Annotated in this window: 10 protein-coding genes, 1 tRNA gene and 1 riboswitch; of the genes, 6 read left to right on the top strand and 5 right to left on the bottom strand. The window is 39.2% G+C overall.

The features are described from left to right. Positions 1-414: 414 nt before the first annotated feature. From B2O97_RS05580 to B2O97_RS05590, 3 genes are all read right to left on the bottom strand, one after another. A complete protein-coding gene (locus B2O97_RS05580) occupies positions 415-1728 on the bottom strand; it encodes a PDZ domain-containing protein (RefSeq protein ID WP_286767079.1) in 1314 nt (437 codons plus the stop codon). 697 nt (positions 1729-2425) lie between these two features. Next, positions 2426-2505 (bottom strand) — tRNA-Leu (locus B2O97_RS05585). Between the two features lie 114 nt (positions 2506-2619). After that, complete coding sequence (locus B2O97_RS05590; RefSeq protein ID WP_286767080.1) at positions 2620-3357, bottom strand: SIMPL domain-containing protein; 738 nt, start codon at positions 3355-3357, stop codon at positions 2620-2622. 95 nt (positions 3358-3452) lie between these two features. Between B2O97_RS05590 and B2O97_RS05595 the strand changes: the two genes are divergently transcribed. Together B2O97_RS05595 and B2O97_RS05600 are read left to right on the top strand one after the other, a co-directional pair. Continuing rightward, on the top strand, positions 3453-6272 hold the full coding sequence (locus B2O97_RS05595; RefSeq protein ID WP_286767081.1) for a S9 family peptidase: 2820 nt from the start codon (positions 3453-3455) through the stop codon (positions 6270-6272). A 175-nt stretch (positions 6273-6447) separates the two neighbouring features. Continuing rightward, positions 6448-8637, top strand: a complete 2190-nt coding sequence (locus B2O97_RS05600) for a glutamine synthetase III (RefSeq protein WP_070565356.1) — start codon at positions 6448-6450, stop codon at positions 8635-8637. 107 nt (positions 8638-8744) lie between these two features. Here the strand turns inward: B2O97_RS05600 and B2O97_RS05605 are convergent, their stop codons facing one another. Continuing rightward, positions 8745-11195, bottom strand: a complete 2451-nt coding sequence (locus B2O97_RS05605; RefSeq protein ID WP_286767082.1) for a TonB-dependent receptor — start codon at positions 11193-11195, stop codon at positions 8745-8747. 342 nt (positions 11196-11537) lie between these two features. Here B2O97_RS05605 and B2O97_RS05610 point away from each other — a divergent pair, with 342 nt between their 5' ends. The 4 genes from B2O97_RS05610 (at position 11538) to B2O97_RS05625 (ending at position 17722) form a co-directional block, all read left to right on the top strand. Continuing rightward, the gene (locus B2O97_RS05610; protein ID WP_286767083.1) at positions 11538-13565 is read left to right on the top strand and encodes an FUSC family protein; all 2028 of its coding nucleotides are present in this window, start codon (positions 11538-11540) and stop codon (positions 13563-13565) included. A gap of 182 nt (positions 13566-13747) precedes the next feature. Beyond that, positions 13748-13860: riboswitch (SAM riboswitch) on the top strand. A gap of 255 nt (positions 13861-14115) precedes the next feature. Further along, the gene (locus B2O97_RS05615) at positions 14116-15426 is read left to right on the top strand and encodes an O-acetylhomoserine aminocarboxypropyltransferase/cysteine synthase family protein (RefSeq protein WP_286767084.1); all 1311 of its coding nucleotides are present in this window, start codon (positions 14116-14118) and stop codon (positions 15424-15426) included. Between the two features lie 33 nt (positions 15427-15459). Further along, complete coding sequence (locus tag B2O97_RS05620; protein WP_286767085.1) at positions 15460-16503, top strand: homoserine O-acetyltransferase family protein; 1044 nt, start codon at positions 15460-15462, stop codon at positions 16501-16503. 37 nt (positions 16504-16540) lie between these two features. Then, positions 16541-17722, top strand: a complete 1182-nt coding sequence (locus tag B2O97_RS05625; protein ID WP_286767086.1) for a homoserine dehydrogenase — start codon at positions 16541-16543, stop codon at positions 17720-17722. 63 nt (positions 17723-17785) lie between these two features. Here B2O97_RS05625 and B2O97_RS05630 read toward each other — a convergent pair whose 3' ends face one another. Continuing rightward, positions 17786-20116: a GH92 family glycosyl hydrolase gene (locus B2O97_RS05630; RefSeq protein ID WP_286767087.1), complete on the bottom strand. Its 2331-nt coding sequence runs from the start codon at positions 20114-20116 to the stop codon at positions 17786-17788. Positions 20117-20440: the final 324 nt, after the last annotated feature.

Below are 20440 nucleotides of genomic sequence, written 5' to 3' on the forward strand. Positions count from 1 at the left end.
TCTTCATTATGCACAGTTGATTCGTGCGAAAGAGCGGATTATAAACAGCTTTTCAGAAAGCCATATGCCCCTAAAGTGTCTAAGTTGTATGAATAGAAACGAAAATCAGGAAAAATAAAAAGCCCGAATGAACTTCGGCTTTTTCATCTGTATTAATTGGTTTTCCAAAAGAAGTGAAGCGATCCGATTATTCATTCCAGCGGATTGAACAAACACGATGTGCTCCAATTTTGAAGAATGTCTTAACTATGACAAAAAGCACGAAGATTACTTTCAGCAAATCCATTTGCCTTAAAAGCTTGCGGTGTTATAATCTTGGTGACCAACATATCTCTTCGTTTTTAATTGTTATAATACTATTATTGACAGCAAAGATAAATAAGTTTTATTTAAACTTTTCATATTTGCAAAAATTTAATTCGGGTTAAATGGAAGTGGATCCTTTAGCACAAATTTAAAGTCGCGTGTATTCCCGCCTCTGGTTACGCGGAAACGCATTTCCTTTCCCTCTTCTGATTTAAAAAGATTGTGGATCGACTCCAGGGAAAATGAAGATGCAGGTCTACCATTGATCCATATAACCTTATCTCCCGGCATTAGTCCTGCGATTGCCGCAGGCGAACCATCACGAACCGTCGCAATTTTGTACATATTCCGTAGTACAAAGCGATACTGCACACTGTTGCCCATTCTTACCTCTGTACCGCCATCTTTTTGCAGAACCACGGGTATTTCTTCTTTTTCGTATTTAATGCCATCGTGGATAATTTCTAAACCACTCATATTCAAATAATAAAAGCGATCAAAATCTTTATTCTTATGAAGGTATATGGATTTGTTGGGGTAATCGAATACGACCTTAAATCGGCGTAACAACTCATTTCCAATGGAACCTACCCTTTCGCTCACAAATGTTGCATGCTGTAACGAACTCAATTCGGGATAGGCTACGAGGGGATAATCCATTGTAAACGGCCCAAGTTCGAGCGATCGGATTCGATTTCTTTTTCCATAAATCTCACCGTTAAATCCTTGCCCTATGTAGTCATCAATAAATGGAGGCTTAATATCAAAATTATTTAGCTTGGAAGGAATAAGCATTAAGGCATCGCTATTTCCCATGTCGATCAATACACGACCATCAATAGCCACATCGCCCTGTTTAAAAGCAACCGAAGTATAGGGGCGACTGTTTAAAATATCCAAGGGCAAACGCTGCATCTTCTCAAGCCCCTTAGGCTTGTTCGCTCTAGGATATAAGGTGATGCGATGTTTTTGAAAATCCATTTCGATCATTTGGTTTTCAAAAAAACGACTACCCATAATTCCATTCACTTCCACGCCGATCCGGGTAGAAATATCAATATGAGCGTTTTGAAGAATATAGATCGGTTGATCCGAATCTTCATATACGCCTGCAATATTCACGTGATTGCTGACGGATAAATAGCCATCCAAACCCTCTTCCCGACCCAAGCCCTGAAACTTATTAACAAAAATAGCGCTATCAATTGACTTTAATGTTTCCCCAAATATCATGGTTTCTTTAACACCTGTATCCAACAGGAAGTTCATCATATACCCGTTTACTTGCACAGGTATAATGACTAGGTTATGAACAAAAAGAAAAGGAATTTTGACATTCTTTTTCCCGTTTAAGACAAACCCCACTTGTCCCTGCGTCATGAAAAAACACAACAGTGCCAGCGATAAAAAAACTGTTTTCATCCAAGTTTATATTTGGTATTTCCAATTTAAACAAGAAAATTCAGATTAAAGAAAGTTTATAAAAAAAAGCCCGTCTTACTGCCAATTCAACGGTAGGCAATTTATCTTTCTTATCTACAAGTCTGGTTGAGGATTACACCTACGTTACCGTTTCTTTGCTCTTTTATTGCTCTTTTATTGGCATTTTATCGTTAAAACACCAAAGAAAGACCAGAGAAACACCAAAGAAAGACCAAAGAAATACCAAAGAAATACCAAAGAAAGACCAGAGAAACACCAAAGAAAGACCAAAGAAATACCAAGGAAACACCAAGGAAACACCAGAGAAATAGCGAACGAATACTCAGGAAGGTCTAATGAAAGTCCCTATAATAAGCGAAGAAACACCAAAGAACAAGCTATAGCTATTGTAGCAAATTCGGATCAAAGAGCGATCAGATTAACTCTTTAGACACTGCTTGTTCAGTGCTTGTTCAGTGCTCGTTCAGTGCTTGCTCAGTGACAACTGAATAAGTAATGACTAATCACTGTCTAAAAACTGCTTGAAAACTGGTATTAGGTATACGTTGGTATTAGGATATATCCGTTATATTGTCTATCTTGATAAGTTATTATCCGGGTATTGTCGAAATCATCAGGTCAGAAAAACATAGGTGTATAAAAAAAGCCTCTTTACGATACGTAAAGAGGCTTTCAGTACCCGGAGCCGGAGTCGAACCGGCACGGTTTCCCACTGGTGTTTGAGACCAGCGCGTCTACCAATTCCGCCATCCGGGCATATCCGTTTGGGATGATGCAAAAGTAGGTTTTTTATTGAAAAGGAGAAAACTTTTTGAATAATTTTTCAATCAAAACCAATATAGGACTGAGATTCAGTCAAATAATTTTTCATTAGTTACTCAAAAAACTTGCTTTAACTGTGATATTAGCTGTTTTTTTTCTTGATGCTGTATTAAATGCACCACCTGAAGAGTATTCTTCGTTGTCGTTTTGTCCCGTTATCTGAAAAATTCCCAGATCGGCCTTTACCAGATTACCCAATCCGGCATTCGATTCCTTTGCGATATTCTCTGCACGTTGATGTGCATTTTTTGAAGCCTGTGAAATAAGTTCCAGCTTTAGATCCTCTAGCTTGGAGTAATAATAGTTAGGGTTACTGGAGCTAAGTTCTATCCCCTTGGAAATTAATGTCGATATTTCTCTTGAAGCATTGTCAACTTTATTTAAGTCTTTTGATTCGACACTGACGGCCTGCGATAAGGTATAACCGGAAAAAGTATTATAACCATTGCCTTTTCCATCGGTATGATATTCAAAGTCTTTGGCAATATTAACAGCCTCGAAACGGATCTCGTCAGCCTTAACCCCCTGTTGTACTAAAAAGTCCCGCACCAAATCTCTATCGGTAGCCAATTGTGCTGAAGCAGCACTCAATTCATAATTCTTTCGGCTAAAAGTAGCACTCCATTTGACTAAATCGGATTCAAAATCTTTTTTGGCATTACCATTAACAGTGATTGTCTGCGTCGATTTAAACTTATAGCGATAAGCTGTACCCAATATCCAGGTGCCGAGCAAGAGCACAACGCCCATTATAATCGAAATAATAACAGCGGATGATGATTTCATAACCAGTTTTTTATGTTTACGTAACAATGAATATACCAAAAAATCGATGTTTATTTATTTTTTATGAATAAATTGCGACAAAAAGGTTTAAAAATATGAATAAGAAAAGTATCTGTATTCCATTTTGTTTTCTGGCTGCATTCGCTGCCCATGCGCAAAAGAAACCATTGGATCATACGGTATATGATAGTTGGCAAAGCGTATCATCACCCTATATCAGTAAATCGGGAAAATTTATCCTATTCCAGGTCGTTCCACAAGAAGGCGACAATCAGCTTTTTCTCAAAACCAAAGAGAACAAAGAAATCATTCAAATTCCCCGTGGGTATAATGGAAAACTAACAGATACCGAAAATCATCTGTTAAGTTTGGTCAAAGCGCCATTTGCCTTAACCCGCGAAGCCAAGATCAAAAAGAAGAAAGCCGAAGATCTCCCAAAAGATTCATTGGCAATCTACAATGTAACAACGTCATCCCTTGTCAAATTTGCGCAGGTAAAATCCTATAAAATTGCTGATCAAAACAACAATTTCGTCTCTTTTCTTTTCGACAAGGAAATAAAAGACAAACCTGATTCAAAAACGGCTTCTGATGCCACACAAGCAAAGAAAGGCAGCGATAAAAAGAAAAAAACAGTGGCAACGCTTGCTTTATATGATCTAAATTCTGGTGATTCGGTGCAATTCTCATCTGTAGATCAATACGAATGGAATAAAAATGGATCAAAAATAGTTTTTTCAAAAAAAACAGATTCAAAAGATAGCCTATCAAAAGAATCTGGAGTCTACCTTTACGAAATAGCAACTAAAAAGCTTAAAAAGATATCAAATGGAAAAGGTAATTATAAAAATTTCAAATTTGATGAATCAGGTAATCAGCTCGCTTACCTGGGGGATCTCTCCAATGAAAAGGCATTACTAAAAAATTACAATCTATATTATTATGCCAATGGTATAGATACAGCCCAATACCTCGCAACAAAGACAAGCAATGGTATACCTAAAGACTGGGCCGTTAGTGGGGATGGCGATATCCGTTTCAGCAAAAATGGAGAGAAGCTATTTTTCGGCATAGCACCAATACCACGTGTCAGAGACACCACTTTGGTTGACTTTGAGCATGCTAAAGTGGACGTTTGGAACTGGCAAGACGACTATTTACAGCCCATGCAGTTGGTCAATTTAAAGAAAGATCTTGCAAGAAATTTCTTAGCGGTTACTTACCCCAAATATAATCGCAACATTATTCCCCTTACGGACCAAACATTTAACTCCACCGCACTTACACCGGACGGAAATGAAGAGTATATCTTAGCACGCACTGATTTTGGCAAGCGCATCGCAAGTCAATGGGAAGGCAGTACACGAGACGACATTTATCTGGTTTCAACAATAACAGGAAATAAAGAGTTAATCCTTTCAAACTTTTCAGGAAATGCAATCTTAAGTCCTGACGCAAAATACATCGTATATTTCGACCAAGATAAAGGTTCCTGGAATTCCTATCAGGTTAGTTCAAAGAAAAAGACGGTGCTAAATGACGGTATACCAGCGTCCTTTGCTGACGAGGAAAATGATATGCCTACTGCCGCGCAAGGATATGGCATGGCAGCATGGAGTCCGGACTTTAAAGGGATTTACGTCAATTCGAGGTATGATATCTGGTATTTTAACTTGGACGGTTCCAACAAATCCATCTTGACCAACGGCTATGGAGCTGCATCGCAGACAACTTTCCGCTACTTACCGCTAAAAAGAGAAGAGGACCGCGAACAAGCCACAACACTCGACTATAAAAAGGGTGGTTTTCTAACTTCCTTTGACAATAAAACCAAAGAATCTGGTTTCTACCAGTTCAAGGGGCAGCATAGCGATCCTAAAAGTCTTTTGGTGGAGGCAAAAACGTTCAGGAATATCAGCTCTTCAGCGGATCAACAAACGATACTGTACAGTAAAGAGGATTATATGAATTCGCCTAATATCTACACCAATACCATAAAGTTCAAAGACGAATTACAACTATCCAATATTAATCAGCAACAGGCTAATTACAATTGGGGGACAGCAGAGTTAGTCCATTGGACAACGCCCGAAGGAAATCAGGCTGAGGGAATTCTTTATAAACCAGAAAATTTTGATCCTGCAAAAAAATATCCCATTATAGCTTACTTCTATGAAAAGCTTTCAGATGGATTATATACGTATCAACCCCCTGCTCCTACGCCATCGCGTTTGAACATCCCCTATTTTGTAAGTAACGAGTACCTGGTATTTGCGCCAAATATAAGCTACAAAACAGGTCATCCGGGTAAATCAGCTGAAGAATACATCAATTCTGGGATGAGATACCTCGCTCAGAATGCATGGGTTGATAGCACAAAGATGGGAATACAGGGCCAAAGTTGGGGCGGTTATCAAGTTGCTCACCTCATTACGCGGACCAATATGTACGCTGCAGCATGGACTGGTGCTCCTGTCGTCAACATGACATCTGCCTATGGCGGAATACGCTGGCAAAGTGGTATGTCCCGCCAGTTCCAATACGAACATACACAAAGCCGCATCGGAAAAACCCTGTGGGAAGCTCCAGAACTATATATCGAAAATTCACCTTTATTCCATTTGGATAAAGTTAAAACTCCTGTTGTCATTATGGCTAATGACAACGACGGGGCCGTGCCATGGTATCAAGGTATTGAAATGTTTACTGCGTTACGCCGATTAAACAAACCTGTATGGATGCTGAATTATAATGGTGATGAACATAACCTCATACTTCGACAAAACCGTAAGGATATACAAATTCGCGAACAGCAATTCTTCGATCATTTCCTAAAAGGTGCCCCCGCTCCTGCTTGGATGAAGAAAGGAGTACCTGCCACCGAAAAAGGAATAGACTGGGGATTCGAATTATAACACAAAACAATAAAAAAGGTGTGATTTATATAAATCACACCTTTTTTATTAGCCAAAAACCATAATTTTTGAATTATTTCACAAAAAACATCAAAAAAAATTTCAGTTTTCAATAAAAACACAATATTTTTGAAAAACAAAATCAACAAAACTGTAATTTAACTACAAAATACAAATGTCGAACCTAAGATTCAAAGCAGTAGAAGCAGCAGGCTCACGCCAAATTGCTTCATTTGAAAAAGTTGAAACTAAAAAAGCAACTGACATTTACGGAAAGAATGTTTTTTCCGTAAACAAAATGAAAGACTACCTTCCTAAAAATTCATACAAGGAGTTAGTTGCATCCATTGAAGAGGGACAGATTATTTCAAGAGATTTGGCTGAACACATTTCACAGGCCATGAAAACTTGGGCACTTAACCACGGCGTTTCTCACTACACACACTGGTTTCAACCTTTAACGGGTTCGACTGCTGAAAAACATGATGCTTTTTTTGAGCCAGACGAAAACGGTGAAGCCATTGAAAAATTTACTGCTGACGCATTAGTTCAACAAGAGCCCGATGCATCTTCTTTCCCAAATGGTGGTATCCGTAATACATTCGAAGCTAGAGGATATACAGCTTGGGATCCATCTTCTCCTGCATTCATTTACGAAACAGGTGCTGGTAAAACATTATGTATTCCAACAGTTTTTGTTTCCTATACGGGTGAATCATTAGACTATAAAGCTCCTTTATTGAAAGCCATCAACGCAGTAGATAAAGCGGCAACGGATGTTGCTCAATATTTTGACAAATCGGTCACTAAAGTAAACGCTTCTCTTGGTATTGAACAAGAGTATTTCTTGGTTGACCTTTCCTTATATAATGCTCGTCCAGATCTTCAGTTAACGGGCCGTACGTTATTTGGCCACATGTCGGCCAAAGGCCAACAATTGGAAGACCACTATTTTGGTGCGATTCCAGAGCGCGTATTAGCGTACATGGTGGACTTGGAAAACGAAGCGCTAAAATTAGGTATTCCTTTAAAGACTCGTCACAACGAAGTTGCACCTTCTCAATTTGAATGTGCTCCAATGTACGAAGAAATCAACTTGGCCATCGATCACAACCAATTGTTGATGAATGTCATGGAACAAGTTGCTTTAAGACACAACTTCAAAGTATTGTTGCATGAAAAACCATACTCTGGTGTCAACGGATCTGGTAAACACAACAACTGGTCTTTAATCACAAATACTGGTGTAAATTTATTATCTCCTGGAAAAACACCTAAAAACAATTTGATGTTCTTGACTTTCTTCGTCAATACCATCAAAGCTGTTTATGAATACGCTGATTTGATGCGCGCTTCTATCGCTAGTGCAAGCAACGATCACCGTCTGGGTGCAAATGAGGCTCCACCAGCAATTATTTCAATTTTCTTAGGTTCTCAATTGGATGAGCTTTTGGAAGAAGTTGAATCTGCTCGTGTTGCTAAAAAAGTAAAAGCAGAGGCAAACTTATGGCATGGTATTCCTAAAGTTCCTGAATTAAAACTGGACAATACAGACCGGAACCGTACTTCACCATTTGCCTTTACCGGTAACAAGTTTGAATTCCGCGCTGTTGGTTCTTCTGCAAACTCCGCTTTACCGATGACCGTGTTGAATGCGATCGTTGCAGCGCAATTGATCGAGTTCAAAACAGAAGTAGATAAACAAATCAAAAAAGGCACCAAAAAAGATCTTGCGATCTTAAATGTTGTCCGCAAATACATCAAAGATTCAAAAGCTATCCGCTTTGAAGGCAATGGATACAGCGAAGAATGGGAAAAAGAGGCCGAAGCACGTGGTCTTTCTAACATCAAATCGACACCTAAAGCATTAGATGTTTATGTAAAAGAAGAATCTTTAGCCCTGTTTGAATCACTAGGTATTTATACCAAACGTGAATCAGAAGCTCGCCACGAAATTTTGCTTGAAAACTTCTATAAAAAATTACAAATTGAGGCGCGTGTCATCGAAGAGATGGTTAACAACCAAATCGCCCCAGCATGTTTCATTTATCAAAACGAATTGATTGAAAACGTCAAAGGATTAAAAGACCTGGGTCTGGCACAAGCAGCATTCAGCTCTCAATTGAACTTTGTAGAACGTATTTCAACACACGTAAATACCATCTTGGAGCAAGCTGAAGCAATGCGTCAAGAACGTAAAAAAGCAAACCAAATTGATGATGTACGTGAGAGATCAATCGCTTACGATGAATTGGTTAAACCATATTTCGATGTGATCCGTTATCATGTCAACAAATTGGAGAAAATTGTTGATGACAAAAAATGGCCTCTTCCAAAATTGAGAGAGATCTTATTTTTAAGTTAAGATAACTTCCCCTAAAACAAAAAGAGCCGGCGATATTGCTGGCTCTTTTTGTTTTAGGGGAACGTTCGTCATCTCTTGCTCCTTATCTCCGCTCACAACAATAGCTCCTATTTTTTTAATCGATTATCTTCGTCATTATTCCCTCCCTTTTTATTGACTGACTTAATATTCATATTACCAAAACGATAAGAAACAGACAATCGGATAACCCGACTATCATATGCATTTCGTATACGATAGTATCCATTTTCCTGATAACTCGACAATCTGCGCTGGCCTCTTGTATTGAAGACATCATTTATACCCAACTTGACATTCAATTTTTTGTCAAGAAATGTTTTACCTGCACCTAGATCAATGCCATAGTAAGACTGAAAACTAAATACGCCATATACTGCTGGCGAGAAATAATTGCCCGTCAGCTCCAGGTTTGTTGTTTCCCCAATTCGGATATCATGATTGGAACTTACCTGGAACGATAACTTTTCCAATTGGCGTTGTGCTCCGGAGTGTTCATCAAAACTAAACTTATTATAAAAAGCGCTGGCATTGTTAGAAATACTCCACCATTTAAAAAGCTTAACGGGTATATTGATATTCATGTTGTAATAATCAAAATAAGCCAGATTTCGATCGGTCTGTGCAATAGCTTTGGTCTCTGAATTACTTTCTATCACCTGAGTGATTGCATCGTTGGTCCTCTTGTAGCCCAAACTCAGTAAATAGCGATCTTTAAAGGTATAATTTACTTCATACGAATTGGTATATTGTGGATTTAAATAAGGGTTGCCATACTGATACGTGTATTGATCCAAATAATACACAAAGGGATTCAATGACCCATAATCAGGGCGGTCAATACGTCTGCTATAACTCGCACCAAGCTTGTGATTATCATTAATTTGTTGCTGTACAAATATTGATGGAAAAAAATCGGTATAGGTACGTTTTGTTTGTTGCCCAAGCGTCACTGAGTTTCCTAGGGAGCTCGTATTTTCAACACGCAGTCCAGTTTGTACCGAAAACTTTCCGAACGATTTATTTAAACTGAAATAAGCTGCTGCTATATTTTCATTGTACAAAAAATGATTACTTTGACCATTATTTTGCACAAACTCGCCTTGCTGATCCTGATCTTCGTACAACAAATTATTATCTGTTTTTACGCGGCTATATTTTAACCCCGCCTCGAGTTTCGTCGTTTTATTAAAAGGATGCACAAAATCGGTTTTAAAAACTAATATTTTTGTCTTAGAAAGCATATCATTCCGGAAAATATGCGGTGATTTAAATTCTTCCCAGTTTGCGTCAAAAAAATGGTTTCCAACAGTGCTATTGTCATTATTTTTCGAATATGAATAGTCCCCATTAAATGTCAATTCAGTCCCTAAGGTATCAAATGTCTTTTTGTAATTCAGATTATAAGTGAGGTAATGGTATTTAAAATCTGACAAATTACTTCCTAATACTACCGAATCAAGCTTTCCTTTTTGAGAAGCGATCAGATTGCTTCCCTCCCGTGTTGAATGACCATTGCTTACATTACCATTAACCACAAATCCAATGACCTCCTGTTTCCCCAGATTAAAATCTGCCGCAAATTTGAAATTATGACCTCGATAGCGGAATTTCGAATAAGAATCCGAATTGAAAAAAGTCGTCCCGCTTTTGGTATCTACAGCCCTATCGATATCTAAATCATTAAAGCCTAAGGCAGTTGCATAGTTATAGGAAGAAAATAAGTTCACCCAATTGTTACGATGGTTTATGAGAAAGCCACCATCAGCCTTTGTATATTTACCCTGCCCTAAATTGAGGTTTAAACTAACATTACTTCCAAATTGCGTATTCCTCTTTGTCTTAATATTAATAATTCCTGCATTCCCTGCCGCATCATATTTTGCAGGTGGATTGGTGAGTACTTCGATCGAGGCTATTGCATTTGAAGCTGTATTTTCCAATAAGCGCGACACTTCATCTGCAGAAAGATAAGTAGGCTTACCATCAATCATGATGATCACATTACTTTTTCCACGAAGGTTGATCTTTTTGTTGTCTAAAGTTACCCCCGGGACCTTTTGCAAGAGTTCCAATGCGTTATTTCCGGTTGCCAAAATACTGTTCTCGACATTGAGCACAACTTTATCAAGGTGACTTTCAATTAATGGCTTCTTGCCAATTACCTGCGCCTCACCCAGCACTTTACTTTCCAGCTGTAATCGAATCGTATCCAGCACCTTGAAATCACCCGCACGCAGCATTATTTCCCCAGAACGATAAGTACCATAACCCACCGTGGACACCTGTAAGCTGTACCTCCCCTCGGGTATCGCAAACAACACAATTTGTCCATTTTCGTTGGATAAGGTTCCTTTTAACAAGACATCATTGGGTTTACGAAACAGTGAAATATTTGCGGCAGCAATGGGCTGGTTGTCCTGCCCAACAACGACAGTACGTAATTTCCCCCCGTCAGACTGTGCTGAAACGGGTCCGGCATTAGAACACAGGAATAAAACAATAGAAAATAAGAGCAATTTAATTTTTTGTGGTTTCATAATGTAATTTCTTTGGGCTATCGATCGGATAGTCAACTTCATAATAATGACAACAAACCTCGTGTATTCATTACACGTTGACTAGCAGAAATAGACAGGTAGTGCGATTCACTCGGTAGACAACCAAATAATATCGGTAAACCCTATCCTTCGCTGATCGCTTTTACAGCGGATAGGATCATGCGAGCTAATTTTGAATCTTCTGAAACATATCGTAGGAAAATGACATCGAATCAAAATAAAAATTCAAAAAACAAATAAAATTCAAAACAAATAAATTGTATACAAAAAATATTAAGCATAATATTTGTATTTTTGCATCGAAAATTAGTAAACTGATTCATGAGCACTGTATCATTGAAGAAAAGACTCTACCGTATTTATATCCTTATGCTACGATTTATGCATGGCGAGCATGCTGGAGACGCATTACGTAATGTTGCCATCAGTATTTTGCCAAGTTTGGCGATCTATTTATTGGGAGCGCAAGCGAGCACGGCTATCGGAATCGGTGTCGGATCGTTGTTAACAACACTCACCGATCCTCCTGGCAACAGAAAAGATAAACTTTCTTCAGCTCTGATATGTATTCCCACCTTCTTTGTTGCATCATTGTTTACAGCTATTGTATTTCCCTATCATTGGCCCTTGGTTATCGTGCTAGCGGCAGCCGGTTTTATATGCACCTTATACGGCATTTTTGGAGCCCGCTATGCTGCAATTGGAAACATGACATTGATTCTCATGAGTTTTGTGATCGGAATGGCCCCACAACACCCATTTGCGGTTGGCTTACAGATTACAACAGGTTCCATAATATATTACTTTTTTAGCCTTTTACAAGCCTATATACAACCTTATCGCTCTTTAAAACATGCCATGGCTAACGGCTTTCATGGATTGTCCCAATTTCTATTGATACGATCACAGTCTTACGATCCCGATATTCCTTTGAATATTACGTACAGTCGCGTAGGAAAAATTCATGGCCAGATCAGCGAACAGCAGGAACAAATCAGGTCTCTTCTGTTTCGAGAAAAAAAAATCATAAGCCAACAGTGGCATAAAAGCAATTATTGGCTCAGTCAGGTTTATGGATTAATTGACCTCCATGAGTTAATTATTGCGCTTGATCATGACTACGATGCAATTCGCAAAAATCTTGCAGACACGGGCAGCCTTCCCATAATTCGTCACACAATCAAATTATTAGCGTTAGAAATCGATAGCTTTTCACAACCCAACAAGAGGTTCCGGTATGCACATCAATTATACAATAATAACTTTAAAATTAATGCCCTCTTACGGGATTTAAAAGAAATTCAAGAACAACAGGCCGATCCAGCAAAAGGTATATTATGTTCGATCATAAGCAACATCGAAGCAATTATTGATGTACTCAACAGAATCCAGGTCGCTTTTTATCAAAATCAGGAAATTCAGGATAAGATTGACACCAGCGAGTACCAACAATTTATCAGTCGACCATTACGTAATCTCGCTGATCTAAAAAGTAAACTCCATCTGAATAATCCGCTTTTTCGATTTGCGGTTCGGATGGCTCTTCTTTTTGGAACAGGTGCATTGATCGGTATTTTATTTTTGGATTTTAAATATACCTATTGGATCTTACTGACGATCGCTATTGTTGCCAGGCCAGCATTTTCAATGACAAAAACCCGTAATATAGAACGTATTGTCGGTACATTCTCGGGTATTATAGTTGGTGTGTTCTGCTTAATTTCTATTCATTTTCTTCCAGCACTCCTAACCATAGCTGCATTGGGTCTTTTTGGATTCTTTTTGTTCAACCGATCTAACTATATGGTCAGTGTCATCTTCATTACCTTGGGAATTGTGATTGCACTCAATCTGTTCGAAGGCAACATCAATCTCATTTTAGGCAGCCGAATACTTTTCACACTGATTGGAGCATTCTTGGCTATAGCGGGTTATTTCTTGATACCTGTACGCCAGAGCACAGGCATGGTTCAGCTGGCAAAAGAGGTATCCCTTTACAACGCGCATTATTTCCAGATCATCAATAACCGTCTGTCGGACGAAAGACAAAGTTCGTTTGATATACGACTGGCTCGTAAAAAGGCGCAGACCGCCATGGCCCTGTTTTCAGACGCCATTAATCAAATGAAAAAAGAACCCGAGCACAAATGGATGGATTGGTCACATATTCACCATTTTCAGGCACTCGCATATCAGGTCAATTCCCATTTGGTGGGCCTCTCGCTATCGTTAAACAAAAAGACGAATCGCCACCTCGCCTATGATATCCATAGTAGAATCGATGCGCTTAAACCTCTTCTAACAGATTTAAATCAAACTGCAGAACGGATTAATTTAAAGAAATCATAATACCCGATTGACAGTTACTTTTGCGGTTTCATCGGAAGATATGCGATGCCAATCGGCATGTTATTCAAAATTCCTTTAACTAAAAAACACCATTTCTTTTGCTTTAATAAAAAAAGAGTTTATATTTGTGTCGTCTTCGAAAGAAGATTTCTAATCAACACCTCCCTTCATCAGTAGGTCTTGATTTATAAAGAAGTGGCGAGAGACTGGCTCAATGACCCACTGGCAACCTTCAATTTGTTTGAAAAGGTGCCAATTCCTGTCCAAAACAATATCGTTTTGGAGCATATAAATGACATAAGACAATGATTATTAAATTACTGAAGTCCATTAAAAATTCAGGTTCAACACAAGTGAACCGCACGATAAGCGAAAGTGTAACCCATCGTACAATTGTATCGATGCGAATGCGTATGCATATGCACTTCCATGCTTGTTAAAAATCATTTCCGTTTTCTTGGATAAAGATTTAACAGACCCTTCAAGGAGGTGTGTATGCTTCTCTTTTTACTTTGCAATTTCTTTTTGAACCCTTAAAATCTGATATATTATGTCTTCAAACAAAAATTTAAAATTCGAAACTCTTCAGGTTCACGCTGGCCAAGTCGCTGACCCTACTACGGGATCTAGAGCAGTTCCTATATATCAAACAACATCTTTTGTATTTGAAAATGCCGAACACGGCGCAAACTTATTTGCATTAAAGCAGTTCGGTAATATTTATACACGGATTATGAACCCTACTACGGATGTTTTCGAACAACGTATTGCGGCACTGGAAGGTGGAGTTGCAGCTGTTGCTGTTGCATCCGGCCAGGCGGCACAGTTTATAGCTTTAAATAATATTTTGGAAAGTGGTGACAATTTTGTTGCGGGATCCAACTTATACGGCGGTACATTCAACCAGTTTAAAGTTTCTTTTAAGCGCCTAGGCATCGAAGCTCGTTTTGCAACAGACGCCGAAGCAGATAAAATTGAAGCGCTCATTGATGATAAAACAAAAGCAATCTATGTTGAAACAATCGGAAACCCAAGTTTCAATATTCCCGACTTTGAAAAAATTGCTGCCGTAGCAAAAAAATATGACTTACCATTAATCGTCGACAATACTTTTGGAGCCGGAGGTTATTTATTTAAACCTCTGGAGTATGGTGCAAACGTGGTTGTTGAATCGGCAACTAAATGGATCGGTGGACATGGCACAAGCATTGGCGGTGTCATCGTCGACGGCGGAAACTACAATTGGGGCAATGGAAAATACCCGCAATTTTCCGAACCATCTGAAGGCTATCATGGTTTAGTATTTTCCGAAGTTTTCGGTGAAAGCGGACCATTCGGAAATATTCAATTTGCCATTCGGGCGCGTGTGGAAGGGCTCCGGGATTTCGGACCAGCACTCTCCCCTTTCAATTCATTTTTATTATTACAAGGACTTGAAACCTTGTCTTTGCGGGTGCAACGCCATGTAGACAACACTTTAGAGGTCGCAAAATGGCTTGAGGCGCATCCACAGGTAGAAAAAGTAAACTATCCGGGATTAGAAAGCTCTCCGAGCTTCGCTAACGCACAAAAATACCTTAAAAATGGCTATGGCGCGGTACTTTCTTTCCAGCTTAAAGGTGACGCAGCGCAAAAGGCCAATAGCTTTATCGACAGCTTAGAATTGATCAGTCATTTGGCCAATGTTGGTGATACGAAGTCATTGATTATTCATCCAGCAGCTACAACCCATCAACAATTGAGTGATGAAGATCAAGCCAATGCCGGAGTCTTCAAAGGCTTATTACGTCTTTCTGTAGGAATAGAGCATATTGATGATATCAAAGCTGATTTACAACAAGCTTTTGATAAAATTAAATAATCAGATTTTTTCGGCTTAAAACTTAAACGTAAAATGAGTAAGCATATATATCTGCACCCGGAGCCTTTTGTATTTGAAAATGGAAGAGAGCTTACTGATTTACAAATCAGTTATGAAACATTTGGCAAACCCAACGCAGATCGCAGCAATGTGATCTGGGTTTGCCATGCATTAACGGCCAATGCAGATGTGCTGGATTGGTGGTCCGGTCTTTTTGGAACAGGTGAGTTGTTTGATGCAAACGATTATTATATTATTTGTGCCAATGTCATAGGATCAGCATATAATAGCAGTAATCCGCTATCTGTAAACCCAGCAACCGGACAACCCTATTACCTATCTTTCCCCGAATTCACAGTGAGGGATTTGGTCAACGCACATCAAGCCCTTGCGGACCACCTGGAAATCAAACAAATAGAGATCCTTATCGGGGGGTCATTAGGCGGTCAACAAGCATTGGAATGGGCCGTATCGCACAGTATAGCCATCAACCATCTCATCGTGGTTGGAACAAATGCCGTCCACTCACCATGGGGTATTGCATTCAATGAAAGTCAACGTCTGGCCATTACAACTGATCGAACCTTTTACGCCAATCACCCTGATGGTGGAGCTAAAGGATTGAAAGTTGCACGCGCTATGGCACTGTTGTCTTACCGCAACTATACAACGTATGCCAACACGCAAAAGGAAGATGATAAGGAAAAACTCGATCATTATAAAGCATCCTCCTATCAGAACTATCAGGGTGAAAAATTGGTGAAACGCTATAATGCGTACAGCTATTATTTCCTGACCAAAGCAATGGACAGCCACAATTTAGGTCGGGGAAGACGATCTATTGAATCTGCTTTGGCGAGCATTGATTGTCCAACTTTAGTCCTGAGCGTTAATACAGATTTGTTGTTTCCGCCACAAGAGCAACAATTCATCGCGCAACATGTTCCCAATGCCCATTATCAAGAGATTGAATCGACCTATGGCCACGATGGCTTTTTGATCGAAACAAAAAAACTCACAAAAATCATTAGCAGCTTTCTGCGGGAACAAAAAGAATACATAAACGAATTAGTATAAGAGAGTAAATAATATATAAGAGAATTTAAGAAGAGATATGAGTAATAAATTAACAATAGGGATGTTTGGGTTTGGTGTCGTAGGCCAAGGTCTTTACGATATCATCAAAACCAAAGATCTTAATCTGGAGATCAAGAAATTTGTCATTAAAAACGGAGATAAAAAACGCTCGCTACCAGCAGATTTATTCTCTACCGATGCCGAAACAATTTTAGGTGATCCAGAAATTAATACTGTTGTCGAACTAATCGATGATGCCGAAGCAGCATACCAACTAACTGTTCGTGCTTTGAAATCGGAGAAAAATGTGGTATCTGCCAATAAAAAAATGATTGCCAGCCATTTGGAAGAGCTGGTTGATATCCAACATGAATACGGGACCAGTTTATTATATGAAGGTGCCGTTTGCGGAAGTATTCCCATTATACGGAATTTAGAAGAATACTATGACAATGAATTACTGCATTCTGTCGGCGGTATTTTTAATGGATCTTCCAACTACATTTTATCTAAAGTTTTCAACGAAAATCAGCAATATACAGATGCTTTAAAGAAAGCACAAGAACTTGGTTTTGCAGAAACAGATCCAACGCTGGATGTAGGTGGATTTGACCCCAAATTTAAGGTATGTATTGTTGCTTCGCATGCGTACGGTATCTATGTCAAACCAGAAGATGTGTTCAATATTGGTATTGATAAATTGGGACAGCAAGATATTCGTTTTGCGAAAGAAAAGAACCTCAAGATCAAATTGATACCGACGGCAAAAGAGATCGACGGCGACAAAGTTGTACTTTATGTATTACCACGCCTAGTAGGCAAAGACAGCATGCTCTATAATGTAGAAAATGAGAACAATGGAGTATTGGTGAAAGCGGCCTTTGCAGACGAACAATTTTTCTATGGTAAAGGAGCAGGTGGCCACCCAACAGGTTCTGCTGTGCTATCGGATATCGCGGCTCTTCGCTATGGATACCGCTATGAGTATAAAAAACATTTAGAATCCAGCACATTAAATTATAGCCAAGATTATTTAATTAAGGTTTATTTGAGATACACTGATGATACACTGATTGAAAAGTTAAATTTCAGTGAAATCACAGAACGATATTACGCACCAGATTTCAAATATGTCATCGGACATATTAATCTTCAACAAATCGCAGCCCATAAAGCTGATTTGGATCAAGAGGGCAATTTTATTGCTGAAATCGCGTAGGCAATCAACAAACCAACCTACCTTGAAAATAGCCCCGAATGGGGCTATTTTTTTATCTTATATTTAGTCACCTTTCAACTTGAGATCTAAAATCCCACCTTCCACCAAACGTTCAAAAGGAAGGTGCCAACCTTTCCACAGGCGATTATTCAACCGAACTTGATCAACAATAGAACTATTGGGTTGCTCTTTCTTCACCTGAATGATAAATTTATTTTTTCTTAATTTCTTCGGCAATTGTATCGTTACCCGATCGAAAAGTGGCGCGCCTATCTGAAGTGCGGGCTTCTCGGTGGTGAGACTTCGGACATCGAATAGGCCGATACTCGACAAGACATACCATGCTCCAAGCTGTCCTTGGTCTTCGTCTTGTCCGTAGCCATAGCCATGTATCGCATCGTTACCATAAAACTCATTGCAAATTGCCCGTACCCATTTTTGACTCAGATCAGGTCTACCAGAAAAATAGAACAGCCAAGAGATATGCAGGTTCGGTTGATTACCGTGATTATAAAGACTTTCAATCCCTGCGAAGGCGTCAATTTGTGTACCACCTCCAAACACATTCTTCTGCGACACCGTAAAGATACTATCCAACCGCTGATTGAACAGATCCTTTCCAACGAGTTTAACCAATTCTTGTGGGACATGCGGAACATAGAACGTATACTGCCATGCATTTCCTTCCTGAAATCCACGCCATGGTTCATAAGGGTTAAAGTTTGAAATGAATCGTCCAGTACTATCCTTTGGCCGCATAAACTTCGTCTCGGCATCATACAGATTGCGCCATCCATTGGATAATTCCTGAAATTTAACATAGTCTTTTTGACGCCCCAATGATTTTGCAAATTGCGCAGCCGCTCCAGCGGAAAAAGCATATTCCAAGGTATGCGAAGCGCCAAAAGGAGATCCATTGGTCATTAATTCGGGACTGCCATGATCATCTTTTATATACGGTGAGTAGCCTTTGCGGACGAAAACTCCCACATCTAACTTTCCTGCTCCAGGCAGACGGTCCTTCGCTTCCAATTCATTTTTGCGTACCGCATCATAAGCAAGATTCATATCATAGTCACGAATACCGACATTGTAGGCCGCTGCGATTGCCAAACCCGTAAAATTAGTTCCTACACCCGAAACGTATTTACTGTTGGCAATACCGTCTCCTAACCAACCTGCATCGCGATAGACCAACAATTGACTCTGAATCCAGTCGTTGTAATAGTCTGGATACGCAATAGACCACAACTGTGTCAAATTCCAAAATGCGCCCCAGATAGCATCGGTATTATAATGATGATGAATCGGTTGCCCTTGCTTATTTAGGGCAATCTGACCTACCGAGCCGTCATTTTTGGGATATGCACCATTTACATCGCTTGCAAGCCCACGGCCAAGTAAAGCATGATACAATCCCGTATAAAATTTAATGCGGTCGTCCGCTTTGCCCCCTTCCACCAAAATTCTTCCCAGTTCACTATTCCAGGTTTGCAAGGCATTATTCTTTGCAGCATCAAACGACATATCCTTCGCCTCTTTAAGCAAATTCAGTTGTGCGTTTTCTACAGAAGTATAAGATAAACCCGTCTTGATGTCTATTGATTCGCCTGCTTCAGTGCCAAACTTCAGATATACTCCAGCTCCTTTTCCTTTTATGCGCGTATGTTGGTCAAAAGTTATAGAATCTCTAAATGTCCCAAAAGACTTCGGTTGTTTGTTGATCTCCGCAAAGAAAAACATTTTGACCGTAGCCCCCTGCTGATATTTTTGTACATATACAGGATTGGTAACCACATATCCCCAGACGTGCTGTTTGTCATAATTTACTTCGGCATCAACGACCGGTCCACTTTCCCCCATCACATGGCCAATATCGAAAATAAGGTTGGCTTCTTCCGTTTTTGGAAAAGTATAGCGGTGAAAACCGACACGCTTCGTTGCCGTAAGCTCAGCAAGTATATTATAATCTTTTAGCTTGACACGGTAATAGCCAGAAGTGGCAAATTCATCCTTCTTGTCAAAATCGGAACGATAACCGCTTTGTGGACGATCAAGTTGACCGGGCATTGTCTTCAATTTTCCAACGGATGGTGCAAATACCACTCCGCCTACCTGAAATTCGTGAAAATTAGCAAAGCCTTCTATTGAGGTATGCCTATCGTCATAACCCACGGCCTCCCAGCCCGACTTGTTCCCATAGCTTCCATTTGTGCTCGGAGCGAGCTTAGCCATTCCAAAAGGTACGGCTGCTGGTGTATAAAAGAAATACCGACTATGGACGGATCCAATATTAGGTTTTACAAAAACGGTCAAATCTGTTTTCTGCTGTGCGGAAACAGCTGCCGTACTCACAAATAAACTACAAAAATAATAAATGATACGCTTTACCATTGTTCTCAATTAGGTTCTACAGCAAACTTACAAAAAAATAGAGTATGTATAAACATGAGTTAGATTTTATTACTTAATTTAACGACTTAACAGATTGCATCGCAACGCCTAAATTTGTAAAATTTTAAATACTAATCAAATAAAATACTATTAAAGCTTAAATACTGACATTTTTCCATAACTTTGATTGTACATACATATTAAAATATAACCAGTAAATAAATTCAAAAAAATACACATCGAACGGCTGATCTTCGATCACAAGCCTGAAATAAATACAAATTAACGTTGAAATAAATACCAATGATTGACAGGTACACTTGT

Origin of the sequence: Sphingobacterium sp. UBA865 (genome assembly GCF_002295765.1) — a bacterium.
Classification (GTDB): Bacteria; Bacteroidota; Bacteroidia; order Sphingobacteriales; family Sphingobacteriaceae; genus Sphingobacterium; species Sphingobacterium multivorum.

Bases quoted from the DNA above. Each gene is read 5' to 3' on its own strand.
- B2O97_RS05580 (WP_286767079.1), bottom strand. From the start codon at position 1,728: ATGAAAACAGTTTTTTTATCGCTGGCACTGTTGTGTTTTTTCATGACG.
- B2O97_RS05590 (WP_286767080.1), bottom strand. From the start codon at position 3,357: ATGAAATCATCATCCGCTGTTATTATTTCGATTATAATGGGCGTTGTG.
- B2O97_RS05595 (WP_286767081.1), top strand. From the start codon at position 3,453: ATGAATAAGAAAAGTATCTGTATTCCATTTTGTTTTCTGGCTGCATTC.
- B2O97_RS05600 (WP_070565356.1), top strand. From the start codon at position 6,448: ATGTCGAACCTAAGATTCAAAGCAGTAGAAGCAGCAGGCTCACGCCAA.
- B2O97_RS05605 (WP_286767082.1), bottom strand. From the start codon at position 11,195: ATGAAACCACAAAAAATTAAATTGCTCTTATTTTCTATTGTTTTATTC.
- B2O97_RS05610 (WP_286767083.1), top strand. From the start codon at position 11,538: ATGAGCACTGTATCATTGAAGAAAAGACTCTACCGTATTTATATCCTT.
- B2O97_RS05615 (WP_286767084.1), top strand. From the start codon at position 14,116: ATGTCTTCAAACAAAAATTTAAAATTCGAAACTCTTCAGGTTCACGCT.
- B2O97_RS05620 (WP_286767085.1), top strand. From the start codon at position 15,460: ATGAGTAAGCATATATATCTGCACCCGGAGCCTTTTGTATTTGAAAAT.
- B2O97_RS05625 (WP_286767086.1), top strand. From the start codon at position 16,541: ATGAGTAATAAATTAACAATAGGGATGTTTGGGTTTGGTGTCGTAGGC.
- B2O97_RS05630 (WP_286767087.1), bottom strand. From the start codon at position 20,116: ATGGTAAAGCGTATCATTTATTATTTTTGTAGTTTATTTGTGAGTACG.